The following is an 11,683-nucleotide window of genomic DNA, read 5'->3' on the forward strand; positions in this document are numbered from 1 at the left end:
TGGTTAACGGCCTGCTAAACCTTTGCCGCTCAATTGTCGCGAATGGCCTTGAGGAAAGCGTCGCCATAAGCGGCCAGCTTCTTCTCGCCGATACCGGGGATCTGGCTCATTTCAGAAAGATTGGCTGGCCGCCCCGCTGCCATCGCGCGCAAGGCCGCGTCGTGGAACACCACGTAAGGCGGCACGCCTGCATCCGCAGCCAGGTCGCGACGCAACGCCCGCAGTGCATCGAACAGCGGATCGCCCACCGGATTGGGCGTGCTGTCACCGCGCCGTCTGCGCCCGCGCCCGCGCTCCGGCGGTTTCGCGATGACGACGTCCGTATTTCCGGCAAGTATCTCGCGCACATCGCCCGACAGACAGAGGCCGCCATGCTCTGTCTGCGTCAGGTCGCCGCGCACTTGCAACGCCCTCGCCACCGGCTGCAACAGCCGTGCATCCTCGCCATCGACGATGCCATAGACCGACAGCTTGTCATGCCCGCGCTGGGTCACGCGCTCATCGGCAGAACCGGTCAGCACTTTCTGGATATGTCCGAAGCCGTAACTCTGCCCGGTGCGATAGACGGCGGAGAGGAATTTGCGCGCCAGCTCGGTTACGTCGATCACGCTTGGGGGATCGAGGCAATTGTCGCAATTGCCGCAGGTTTCAGGAGGATTCTCGCCAAAATGGCGCAGCAGCACAGCGCGGCGGCAGCCCGGGGTTTCCACCAGTCCCGCCAGCGCGTCCAGCCGCTGGCGTTCGCCTTGCTGGCGCGCACTGCCGACTTCGCCCAATCGCATGCGCGCCTGCGCAAAATCGCCCGCGCTCCAGAGCATGACCGCCTCTGCCGGATCGCCATCGCGGCCCGCGCGGCCTGTTTCCTGATAATAGGCCTCGATACTCTTGGGCACGCCAGCATGGGCGACGAAGCGCACATCGGGCTTGTCGATCCCCATGCCGAAAGCGATGGTGGCGACGATCACCATGTCCTCGCTGGCGACGAAGGCGGACTGGTTTTTTGCGCGCACATCTGCCGGAAGACCGGCGTGATACGGCAGCACGGGCCTGCCGGTCAGCTCGGCCAATTGCTCGGCCAATTGCTCCACCTTCCGCCGCGTGGGCGCGTAGACGATGCCCGGACCCGGCGTTTCCGCGCATAGCCGCGCAAGCTGGCGGGGCAGCGCCTCGCGCGGATTGATGCGGTAGCGGATATTAGGTCTGTCGAAGCCCGCGACCACCAGCCCTTCTTCCGGAATGCCGAGCTGGGCGAGGATGTCGGCGCGTGTATGTTCGTCCGCCGTCGCCGTCAGCGCGAGGCGCGGCACGTCGGGGAAAGCGTCCATCAGCGGGCGCAGCTGACGATAATCCGGGCGGAAATCGTGTCCCCATTCGGAAACGCAATGCGCCTCGTCCACGGCGAAGAGAGACAGCTTTGCGCTGGAGAGCAAATCGCGAAAGCCCTGCTGGCTTGCACGCTCGGGCGCGACATAAAGCAAGTCCAGCTCGCTTGCGCGAAATGCGTCCAGCGTTTCGCGCCAGTCCTCGTCCACGCTGGTGAGCGTGGCGGCGCTGATGCCATTGGCGCGCGCGCTGCGCAGCTGGTCGTGCATCAGTGCAATCAGCGGAGAGATGACGACGCATGTGCCTTCCAGCAGCGTGGCGGGCAGCTGGTAGGTGAGCGACTTGCCCGCGCCTGTCGGCATGACCGCGAGAGTGCTCTGGCCCGCCAGCACGCGCGCGATCACGTCGGCTTGACGCCCGCGAAAATCGGCAAAGCCATAAATGCGGCGTAGCGCGTCTCGCGCCGCCTCCATATCCACTGCCGGAGCCATGGCCTGCATGTGGCAGGTCCCGCGCCTGCCGCATACCGCCGACAAGCGCATTTCCACCTGCAAAATGCTCGGCTATGGGATGGCTTGGAAATCTTGGACCGAAGGGAATCGATTACTCATGAAGAAACTTGCTTTCATCGCGGCTGCGTCCGCCTTCGCACTCGCCGGTTGTGGCGACACCACCGATGCATCGGAAGAGGCGACGGCCGATACGGTCGAAGTCCCGGCTGACGATGCCATGGCCGATGCGCCCGATCCGGTCGCCGATGAAGACGCCGCTATGAGCGACGAGGACATCGAGGCCGAAATGAATGTCGCAGAGGAAGAGGCCGAAGAGGCTGCCGACGCTGCACAGGCCACCGTCGACGATGCACTCGCCGCCGCCGAAGAGGCGCAGGCGACGATGGACAACGCTGCCGAGTGATTTCGATCGGCACGACGAAAAAATGTGGCCGGGCCTTGGCAGGTCCGGCCCTTCTTATTTGCGCGCTGGCCGCATGCAGCGATAGCGAGTCTCGCGGTCCGACACCTGCCAGCGAAGGCGAGCAGGCTGCGCTGGACGATGCCGCCGAGATGCTGTCGGAGCGGCCCGAGGATGGCGGCGATGCATCGGCCCAGCCGGACGCAACCGATTGATTGCAAATGTGGCGCGCTTCCGGAGGCTGTGCTAAATACTGCGACCATGAGTGATACCGCCGAACTGGCTCGCCCGAGCGATGAAACCGGCAGCAATGCCGAACACGATTATTCCGCGCTTCCCGAAGTCGCGGATAGTGTCTTCACGGCGCCTCTGCAGCGCCCCGACCATATCGGCGAAGACTGGCTGGAACCCGCCCAGACCGACTATTCCACCGAAGACGATTCCGTTTGGGACGACCTGTTCGCCCGCCAGATGGACATACTGCCCGGCCGGGCATGCTCTGCCATGTTGCGGGGGCTGGAGAAGCTCGATTTGGGCAAGGGCGGCGTGCCCGATTTCGGTCGCTTGTCGGAGGAGCTTGGCGCGATGACCGGATGGAGCGTGGTGCCTGTGCCCATGCTGATCCCCGATCACGTGTTCTTCTGGCACCTTGCCAATCGCCGCTTCCCCGCCGGCAATTTCATCCGCACGCGCGAAACGTTCGATTACATCCAGGAACCCGACGTGTTCCACGACGTGTTCGGCCACGTGCCGCTGCTGACCGATCCTACCTTTGCCGATTACATGCAGGAATATGGCCGCGCCGGATGGAAGGCGATGCGCTATAACAAGCTGAAAGCGCTGGGCTCGCTCTATTGGTACACGGTGGAATTCGGCCTCATCATGGAAGAGAACGAGCCGCGCATTTACGGCGCCGGCATCCTCTCCGGCCCGCAGGAAGCGATTTTCGCGCTGGAGGGGCAATCGCCCAATCGCATCATGATGAATGTCGATCGCGTCATGCGTACCGATTACGTCATCAGCGACCTGCAACCGACCTATTTCGTGATCGAAAGCTTCGACGATCTCTATCGCCAGACGGTGGAGCGCGATTTCGACCGGCTGTACCGCAATCTTGGCGCAGGCTTCACCTATGCTAATTCTGCGGTGATCGATGTCGATAACGTGCTGCATCGCGGCACACAGGAATATTTCCTGCGCGGCGGCAGGGGCAGCAGCGCAAAACCGGTCTAGGGCGCTTCTTTCTAAGCCAAAAAAAGACCGGCGCTGGATCGCTCCAGCGCCGGTCCTTTTTTTGCTCGTTCGAGCGAGACTTACATCTCGTCGATTTCGTCAGCCGATTCTTCCATGTTTTCTTCCATGGCATCGGTTTCGTCATCCATGGCGTCAGCCTGCTCGTCGGTGATTTCACCGCTGGCTTCCATGTCGTTGACCATGGCGTCACGGTTGTCTTCCATCTCTTCGATGTTTTCTTCCGCTTCGTTTTCAGCGGCGGAGTCGCATGCGGCGACGCCCAGGCCCAGAGCTGCGGCAGATGCGAAAGCAATGATCTTCTTCATGTGTATTCCCCTTCATTAGGTGAGGGCCTGTCCGAATCAATTCGGCGGCCCCATCGAATGTCCCTGAGGCATTCCCAGCCTGCTTAACGCATATCGCTGGATTGCAACAGCTTTGTTGCGAGGAGCATCAACAGCGCCCCGGCACAGGACAAGACGAGCAGGGCGACCGAATAGTTCCCGGCCAGCAAGTCGCCTTCCACCACGAGCGGGCCGATCAATCCACCGGCAAGCAGCGCCCCAGCGATACCGAGCGCGATATTGCGCAGCAGCACGCGATGCGATGTCAGCTCGCTCATGAATGCGGCAAGCCATCCACTGATGGCCCCCACCAGTATCATGAAAACAAAGCCCACTTTTCCAGCGCCTCTCGATGCGTTTCAGTACATCGATTCAACGGGACCAAAGTCCATGTTGTTCCCCCGCGGCGCGCAGTTTCAGGCGGTATTTGTCCGGACCAATCGCGTAAGATGCTGATTCCTTGGCGCGAAAATTTCTACACTTATGTTTAGAAAAGCCAGAGCAGCACCACGCCCATGGCGATGCGGTAGATGACGAAGACCATCATCGAAGCGCGCTTCAGGAAGTTCATCAGGAACGCCATCGTGGCGAAGGCTGCGATGAAGGTCAGCACGCCGGTGATGAAGGCTTCGCGCACCATGTCGCTGCCCGCATCCATCAGGTCGGGGACGATCAGCACGCCTGCGCCCGCCACGGCAGGAATGGAAAGCAGGAAGGAGAAGCGCGCCGCCTCCACCCGTCCGAAGCCGAGCGTGCGTGCGGCGGTCATAGTTACGCCCGACCGGCTGGTGCCGGGGATCAGCGCCAGCGCCTGCGCAAGACCGACCAGCAAGCCATCCCGCCAGGTCATATCCTCGTAATTGCGATCCTCGCGCCCGAACTTGTCGGCCAGGCCCAGCAGGATGCCGTAGAAGATCAGGTTGAAGGCGATGAGGTCGGTGAGCCGCAGCGAAGCGAGAAGGTCGTCATCGACCAGCGTGATGCCGAACCAGCCGACCGCCAGATCGTTTAACGCGCCCGACTTAATGGCAAGACCCGCCAGCACGGCAGGGATGGTGCCGAGGATGATCCACCAGAACAGCTTGCGCTCGGCAGGCGCGGTGCCGATGCCCACCGTCGCGAAGCCGCCGCGCGCCAGACCCCAAACATCGCGGAAGAAATACACCATGATCGCCAGCAGCGATCCGATATGCACGGCGATATCGATCATCGGGCCCTGATCTTCCGCACCGGTGAAGACCGGCACCAGGATGAGGTGGCCCGAAGACGAGATCGGCAGGAATTCGGTGATCCCCTGCACAATGGCGAGGATCAGCATTTCGAGGAAGGTCATGCGGCGGTCTGCATCCCGAAGAGGTGAAGTGGTGCACGCCTTCAACGAGAAGGGGGCGAAGTCAAGACCGACTCCGCCCCCCTGAATGTTTCGATGAGAAGTGCTTACCAGATACGGATGCGATCTTCCGGTGCGAGATACAGATCGTCGCCTTCGGTCACGCCGAACGCTTCGTACCAGGCATCGGTATGGCGCACAGCGTTGTTGAGGCGGAACTCGCCCGGCGGGTGGTTCGCCGTCATCACGCGGTTGCGCAGCGATTCCTCACGCTCCATGCCCCGCCAAATCTGGGCGTAACCGAGGAAGAAGCGCTGGTCGCCGGTCAAGCCGTCGATCACCGGCGCTTCCTCGCCATTGAGCGAAAGCTGGTAGGCGCGGTAGGCCATCTGCAGGCCCACCACATCGCCAAGCGTTTCGCCCATCGACTGGCGTGCGCGCAGGCACACCGGCCCTTCGGCACTGTCGACCGGGCAGTAGGATTCGATGAATTCGCCCATGCGCTGGGTGAACGCCTCGAAGCCCTCGCGGTCGCTATCCTGCCACCAATTGCGCAGCGTGCCCGTGGCATCGAACTGCGAGCCTTGGTCATCATAGCCGTGGCCGATTTCGTGACCGATGACGGCACCGATGCCGCCATAGTTCACCGCCGGGTCTGCCGACGCATTGAAGAAGGGCGGCTGCAGGATGGCAGCGGGGAAGACGATGCGGTTCGTCAGCGGCGAATAATAGGCATTCACCGTCTGTGGCAGCATGCCCCATTCGGTCGGGTCCACTTGCGTGCCGAGGCGCGCGCGGTTGTCCGCAATGCCCCATGCGGCTGTCGCCATGCGGTTGGCAAGCGGGTCGCTCGCGCTGATTTCGAGGCCGTCATAGGTCTCGAACTCGTCGGGATAACCGATCATCGGCACGAAGCCTTCCAGCTTGGTGCGTGCTTCGGCCAGCGTGTCGGCAGTCATCCACTCGTTTTCGTCCAGAGCCATGCTCATGGCGCGCGAGAGATTGGCCACCAGCTCATCCATCTGCGCCTTGCTCTCGGGCGGGAAATACTGCTCCACATACAGCGCGCCCAGCTGCTCGCCCAGCATGCCTTCGACAGTGGAGATGCCCCGCTTCCAGCGAGCTTCCTGCTCTTCCGCGCCGCTGATGGTGCGACCGTAGAAATCGAACTGGGCGGCATCGAGCTCGGTCGATAGGACGGATGCGTTGCTGGCGAGGAAATTGCGCGCCATGTGCGCCTGCAGCGTGGCGAGCGGCGTTTCGGTGAGTAGCTCCATCATCGCGGGCAGGCCGCCGCCGATCATGCCCAGCTGCTCTTCCGTCAGGCCAAGCTCTTCGATTTCCTCATCGGTAGGCGGCAGCTGGCTAGCGAGGAACCGGTCTTCCCCGGCGAAATCGCCCGCTTCCAGCAGGGCTGCAACCGGGAAATCGCCCGCCAGCGCTTCCAGCTCGTCGCGGCTCAACACATTGTAGGTGAGCTGCGGGATGCGAAACATCTGGCGCGCCCATTCCAGCTCGGCAATATCGCGCTCGAAGGCATAGACGGCGCGGGCCGTTGCGGCGGGATCGGCATAGCCCGCAGCCTCGAACATCGTTTCCATATATTCGAGATACTTCTCGCGGATCTCGAGATTGCTCTCCGAGTCGACGAGGTAATAATCGCGGTCGGGCAGGCCGATACCGCCGAACCCGATGGACACGGCATAATCGGTAGGATTGCGCGCATCGATGCCGACACCCGCCGAAACGAGGCTGGGCATGCCGGGCTGTTCCATCAGGCGCACCAGCGCCTCCAGGTCGGGCGCGTCGAAGATCTGCTGCAGATAGGGATAGGCCGGAGCGAGACCGGACGCATCGATAGCGTCGGTGTCGACGAAGGCATTATACGCATCGACGATGCGGCGTGCTGCCGTGCCTTCAGCCGGATCGGACGCGATCAGGTCTGCCATCAGCGTCTGGACATCCACTACCGATTGTTCGCGCAGCATATCGAACGCGCCGTAGCGCTGGCGATCTGCCGGAATCTCGTTGGTGCTGGTCCAGATACCGTTGGCATAGGCATTGAAATCGTCACCCGGATCGACGGTATTGTCGAGATAATCGAGGCCCACGCCCCACGTGCCGAAATCCATCGTCGGCGCTTCGGTCGCGCTGTCCGTGTCGTTCACGATGTCATCGTGCACCACGCCGTGATTGTGGCCGTCATGCGCGTCTTCATTCGCGAGCGCGGGCGATGCGGCGGCAAGGCCGATGGCCGATACCGATGTAATCAGAATATTGCGGATCATGTCCGTCCAGTCCTCTCGTATGATTTTGAATAGGTTACGACCATTCTCGCACAGCAGTGCGCGCCGGTTTCTGTCGTTACCATATCGATTAAACGTCGACTCGCTTCGACGCAAGTCAACCCGCCAGAAGGCTCAACTCAGCGCAGGCTCGTCGAATTGCAGCGAAGCGAGCCGCGCATACAGACCGCCTTTAGCCGTCAGGCTGGCGTGGTCGCCTTCCTCTGCGATGCGGCCATCCTCCATCACGATGATCCGGTCCGCCGCGCGCACGGTGGCGAGGCGATGGGCGATCACCAGCGTGGTGCGGTCTGCCATCAGGCGTTCGAGCGCATCCTGGACCAGTCGCTCGCTTTCCGCATCGAGCGCACTGGTCGCCTCGTCCAGCAACAGGATCGGTGCGTTGCGCAGCAGCGCACGCGCAATGGCGATGCGCTGGCGCTGTCCGCCCGAAAGGCGCGCGCCGCCTTCGCCGAGGAAAGTATCCAGCCCGTCGGGCAAATCGCGCAGGAAGCCTTCCGCATTGGCGGCGCGCGCAGCGTCCCAGATCGCCTGGTCATCCGCGTCCCAAGCACCGTAGCGCAGATTGTCGCGGGCATTGGCGGCGAACAATATGCCTTCCTGCGGCACCAGCGCCATGCGGCGACGGATGGTGGCGGGATCGGCCTGTGTCAGCGGAACGCCGTCGAGGCGGACGGTGCCTTCCTGCGGATCATAAAATCGCTCTGCCAACTGAAAGATGGTCGACTTGCCCGCACCCGACGGGCCGACGATTGCCACGGTCTCTCCCGGTTCGACCGTCAGGGAGAAATCGGCGATAGCGCGCTCTTCGGGCCGGGTCGGATAGCAGAACGTCACATTGCTGAAGGCAAGGCTGCCGCGCGGCGGTTCGGGCAATTGCTGCGGACGGGCAGGCGGCACGATATCGGGCTCTGCATCGAGCAGTTCGCGCAGGCGGCTGGCCGCGCCCGCGCCGCGCAGCAAATCGCCGAAGACTTCGGTCAGCGCCCCGGCGGAGCCTACCACGACAATACTGGCAAATACGAAAGCCGTTATTGTGCCGCCGGTTATCACGTCGTCGCGGACCAGCACCGCGCCGCGCCACAACAGCAAGGTGACCGCGCCCATGATGAGCGTCATCAGGATGGCAGTCATCAGCGCGCGGATCATGATGCGGCTGCGCGCAACGTCGAAGGTTTTCTCGACCGCTCCGGTGAAGCGCCCGCCTTCGCGCCGCTCCTGGTTGAAGCCCTGCACGATCTTCATCGCCGAAAGCGTTTCGGTCACCATCGCACCGACATCGGCGACACGGTCCTGGCTGGTGCGGCTGATATCGCGCAACCGCCGTCCGAAGACGAGGATCGGTATCACGAGCAGCGGAATGCTCGCCAGCAGCCACACGGCCAGCTGTGGCGCCAGCCAGAACAGCGCGACAGTTCCAAGCACCGCCGTGATACCGTTGCGCAGCGCAACCGAGACCGTCGTGCCCACCACCATCTCGATGACAGCAGTATCGGCGACCATGCGGCTGGAAATCTCCTTGGGGCTGTTCTCTTCGAAAAAGCCCGGCGAGAGCCGCAGGAGATTGTCATACACCTTGGCGCGGATGTCGGCGACCACCCGCTCTCCGAGCCAGCTGACGAAATAGAAGCGGACCGCCGTCGCCACGCCGAATAGGCCGACCAGCCCGAGCAGGTAAGTGAACCAGCGATCGATATCGCCGCCATCCGAAAAGCCGCGATCCACGATAAGACGGAGGGCATTGGGCAAAGCGAGCGAGAAGATCGTGGCCGAAACCACCAGCGCGACCAGCGCCATCGCGACACGCCCGGGATATTTCTTCGCCTCGACATAGATCATCGTCAGCGGGGCTAGGCTCTTTGCCTTCGCACCTTGTGTCGGAATGTCGGAAGCGTCGTCGGGAGAGGCCATCGCGGCGCGCTCTAGCCCAAAGCCGCGCAGCTTTGAAGCAGCCGCGCACGACAAACCGCCGGTTTGCCCACAAGCAGGCTTCGCCTAATCCCTTTTGCCGCATTGCAACATCGCCGCAAAAGAGGCATGTCCTGCGTTCTTTTGCGGGACATGCGGCAATCGCGGACCGCCTTGATGCACCCGAACCGGTGCGATGCAGGGGACGCTAAGTGCTTTACAACGCCTATGAAATGCAGCGCGCGTGGATGACCACGGCCAGCAATTGGGCATCCGTCGGGGCGGAATTGCTGAATAATCCGGCGCTGCCCATGGGCTATATGGGCATGGGCCCTGCCGCCGCATCGGCGCTCAAAGTGTTTGCGCATGTCTATGAAGAGCGCGGCAAGCCCGAATTCAACATCCAGCCGGTAGAGACCGATGACGGGCTCAAGCCGGTCAGCGAAACCGTGGTGCTAGAAAAGCCCTTCGGCAGCCTGCGCCGCTTCATGCGTGACGATCTGCCCGAAGATGCGCCAAAGCTGCTGATCGTTGCGCCCATGAGCGGGCATTTCGCCACGCTGCTTCGCGGCACGGTCCAGCGCATGGTCGAAAACCAGCAGGTGTGGATCACCGACTGGGCGGATGCGCGGCTGGTGCCGACCGAGGCGGGCCCTTTCGACCTCGATGATTACATCGATTACCTGATCGAATTCCTGCAATTCATCGGGCCGGACACGCATATGCTGGCCGTGTGCCAGCCCTCCGTGCCCGCTTTTGCCGCAACTGCGGTGATGGCGGCGGAAAAGGATCCATGCCGCCCGGCGTCGCTCACCATGATGGGCGGCCCGATCGACACGCGCGCCAGCCCCACCGGCGTGAACGACCTGGCGATGGAAAAGCCGCTGAGCTGGTTCCGCAACAATGTGATCGCCACCGTGCCGCTCAACTATCCGGGCGCGGGCCGCCGCGTCTATCCCGGCTTCCTGCAGCTGGCCGGTTTCATCTCCATGAACCTCTCCGATCACATGATGAGCCATTACGAGATGTTCAAACACCTGACGCTGGGCGACCAGGAAAGCGCGGACAAGACCAAGCAGTTCTACGATGAATATCTGTCTGTCTGCGACATGACAGCCGAATTCTACCTCCAGACCATCGAGCATGTGTTCCAGGAACACTCGCTGCCGAAGGGCGAGTTCGTGCATCGCGGGAAGGCCATCGATCCCGATGCCATTCGCGACACCGCGCTGCTGGCGATCGAGGGCGAGCGCGACGATATTTCCGGCATCGGCCAGACCTGCGCGGCGCTCGACATTGCCGAACACCTGCCCATGGCGAAGAAGAAGTACCACCTTGCCCGCGAGGTCGGCCATTACGGTATTTTCAACGGCAGCAAGTGGCGCAACCGGATTGCACCGGTGGTGGAGGAATGGATGAGAGCTAATCCTTCTGTAGGTTAGTTTTTCGATCCGGCATCCGCCGGATCGTCCTCGCTAGACGCACTCCGCTGCGCTGCGTGCCCGCTGCGGGCGGGCGTTCGCCCTTGCCGCCCTATCGGGCGGAGTTCTGCAGTAAACTTACAGGATTGCGCTGGTTTCGGTCGCGACTAGCGACCGACAGAGTCCGAACGAGCGACCGCAGGTGCCCCGCAGCGAAGCGGAGGGAACAGCACCGAGGATGAAGCCGCAGATGCGGCTTCGCAAAACAGAAGATCACTCCGTTCTTGGCGCGACATTCTTTGGCTCACGTTTGAAAAACCGCCGCACCATGTTCCGCAGCGCCAGTATCAGACCGATGGCGAGCGCCAGCAGCACCGCTGCCACGCCTGCCGCGGCCCATGGGTATTCGTAGACGAACCACAGCGCGCCCACGGTGGCGATATCCTCCGCCGTAGAAGCGACCACGTTAGAAACGGGTTCGGGCGAAGTATTGATCGCCGCCCGCGCACCTGCCTTGCCGCCATGCGCCACCAGCGCGCCGCCGCCGCCCAGCAGGAAGGCAATCACCTGCATCGCCGGATCGCCCGGGTCGACGATGGCGAGCGCCAGCAGCGCACCGCCGATGGGACGCACCAGCGTGTGCACCGTGTCCCAGGCGCTATCGAGCCATGCGACCTTGTCGGCGAAAAACTCTGCCAGCGCGCCGAAACCGGCAATGCCGATGACCCACGGATTGGCGAACACCTGCAACGCATCCAGCTGCTCGGGCAAAGGTACGAAGCCGCTGCGCATGGCCAGCCCGGTCGCCAGCACGACGAGGTAGAGCCGCCAGCCCGCCAGCAGGCTGGCGCTGCCGGCCAGCCCGATTATCTCGATAGCAGAAAGGGTTGCGGCTGTTTCCATGGC

General features: G+C 62.6%; 11 protein-coding genes. 4 read left to right on the forward strand and 7 right to left on the reverse strand.

Going from position 1 to position 11,683, the window contains the following annotated elements:
- Positions 1-29: 29 nt before the first annotated feature.
- Positions 30-1,814 carry a DNA helicase RecQ gene (gene recQ, locus BMF35_RS02340; protein WP_047007520.1) on the reverse strand — a complete coding sequence of 595 codons (1,785 nt, stop codon included), beginning with the start codon at positions 1,812-1,814 and terminating at the stop codon, positions 30-32.
- 118 nt (positions 1,815-1,932) lie between these two features.
- Here recQ and BMF35_RS02345 point away from each other — a divergent pair, with 118 nt between their 5' ends.
- The 3 genes from BMF35_RS02345 to phhA are packed head-to-tail and all read left to right on the forward strand — an operon-like array spanning position 1,933 to position 3,468.
- Positions 1,933-2,238, forward strand: coding sequence for a hypothetical protein (locus BMF35_RS02345; protein ID WP_047007521.1), 306 nt, complete (start codon positions 1,933-1,935; stop codon positions 2,236-2,238).
- 35 nt (positions 2,239-2,273) lie between these two features.
- Positions 2,274-2,450 (forward strand): hypothetical protein, encoded by a 177-nt coding sequence (locus BMF35_RS13520; RefSeq protein WP_156172108.1) that lies wholly within the window; start codon positions 2,274-2,276, stop codon positions 2,448-2,450.
- Between the two features lie 46 nt (positions 2,451-2,496).
- Positions 2,497-3,468, forward strand: a complete 972-nt coding sequence (phhA, locus tag BMF35_RS02350; RefSeq protein ID WP_052766119.1) for a phenylalanine 4-monooxygenase — start codon at positions 2,497-2,499, stop codon at positions 3,466-3,468.
- Positions 3,469-3,548: 80 nt separating this feature from the next.
- On the opposite strand, the gene BMF35_RS02355 is transcribed toward phhA, so the two are convergent.
- The 5 genes from BMF35_RS02355 to BMF35_RS02375 all read right to left on the reverse strand — a co-directional run bounded on the left by BMF35_RS02355 (position 3,549) and on the right by BMF35_RS02375 (position 9,359).
- On the reverse strand, positions 3,549-3,794 hold the full coding sequence (locus BMF35_RS02355; RefSeq protein WP_047006756.1) for a hypothetical protein: 246 nt from the start codon (positions 3,792-3,794) through the stop codon (positions 3,549-3,551).
- A gap of 83 nt (positions 3,795-3,877) precedes the next feature.
- A complete protein-coding gene (locus BMF35_RS02360; protein ID WP_156172109.1) occupies positions 3,878-4,090 on the reverse strand; it encodes a hypothetical protein in 213 nt (70 codons plus the stop codon).
- A gap of 209 nt (positions 4,091-4,299) precedes the next feature.
- Positions 4,300-5,145 carry an undecaprenyl-diphosphate phosphatase gene (locus BMF35_RS02365; protein ID WP_047006758.1) on the reverse strand — a complete coding sequence of 282 codons (846 nt, stop codon included), beginning with the start codon at positions 5,143-5,145 and terminating at the stop codon, positions 4,300-4,302.
- A gap of 104 nt (positions 5,146-5,249) precedes the next feature.
- Positions 5,250-7,430: a M13 family metallopeptidase gene (locus BMF35_RS02370; RefSeq protein WP_047006759.1), complete on the reverse strand. Its 2,181-nt coding sequence runs from the start codon at positions 7,428-7,430 to the stop codon at positions 5,250-5,252.
- Between the two features lie 132 nt (positions 7,431-7,562).
- The gene (locus tag BMF35_RS02375) at positions 7,563-9,359 is read right to left on the reverse strand and encodes an ABC transporter transmembrane domain-containing protein (protein ID WP_047006760.1); all 1,797 of its coding nucleotides are present in this window, start codon (positions 9,357-9,359) and stop codon (positions 7,563-7,565) included.
- 209 nt (positions 9,360-9,568) lie between these two features.
- Between BMF35_RS02375 and BMF35_RS02380 the strand changes: the two genes are divergently transcribed.
- On the forward strand, positions 9,569-10,798 hold the full coding sequence (locus tag BMF35_RS02380) for a polyhydroxyalkanoate depolymerase (protein ID WP_047006761.1): 1,230 nt from the start codon (positions 9,569-9,571) through the stop codon (positions 10,796-10,798).
- Between the two features lie 252 nt (positions 10,799-11,050).
- Here the strand turns inward: BMF35_RS02380 and BMF35_RS02385 are convergent, their stop codons facing one another.
- On the reverse strand, positions 11,051-11,680 hold the full coding sequence (locus tag BMF35_RS02385; protein WP_047006762.1) for a DUF4126 domain-containing protein: 630 nt from the start codon (positions 11,678-11,680) through the stop codon (positions 11,051-11,053).
- Between the last annotated feature and the right edge of the window lie 3 nt (positions 11,681-11,683).

Source organism: Aurantiacibacter gangjinensis, from assembly GCF_001886695.1.
GTDB lineage: Bacteria > Pseudomonadota > Alphaproteobacteria > Sphingomonadales > Sphingomonadaceae > Alteraurantiacibacter > Alteraurantiacibacter gangjinensis.

Bases quoted from the DNA above. Each gene is read 5' to 3' on its own strand.
- recQ (WP_047007520.1), bottom strand. From the start codon at position 1,814: ATGGCTCCGGCAGTGGATATGGAGGCGGCGCGAGACGCGCTACGCCGC.
- BMF35_RS02345 (WP_047007521.1), top strand. From the start codon at position 1,933: ATGAAGAAACTTGCTTTCATCGCGGCTGCGTCCGCCTTCGCACTCGCC.
- phhA (WP_052766119.1), top strand. From the start codon at position 2,497: ATGAGTGATACCGCCGAACTGGCTCGCCCGAGCGATGAAACCGGCAGC.
- BMF35_RS02355 (WP_047006756.1), bottom strand. From the start codon at position 3,794: ATGAAGAAGATCATTGCTTTCGCATCTGCCGCAGCTCTGGGCCTGGGC.
- BMF35_RS02360 (WP_156172109.1), bottom strand. From the start codon at position 4,090: ATGAGCGAGCTGACATCGCATCGCGTGCTGCTGCGCAATATCGCGCTC.
- BMF35_RS02365 (WP_047006758.1), bottom strand. From the start codon at position 5,145: ATGACCTTCCTCGAAATGCTGATCCTCGCCATTGTGCAGGGGATCACC.
- BMF35_RS02370 (WP_047006759.1), bottom strand. From the start codon at position 7,430: ATGATCCGCAATATTCTGATTACATCGGTATCGGCCATCGGCCTTGCC.
- BMF35_RS02375 (WP_047006760.1), bottom strand. From the start codon at position 9,359: ATGGCCTCTCCCGACGACGCTTCCGACATTCCGACACAAGGTGCGAAG.
- BMF35_RS02385 (WP_047006762.1), bottom strand. From the start codon at position 11,680: ATGGAAACAGCCGCAACCCTTTCTGCTATCGAGATAATCGGGCTGGCC.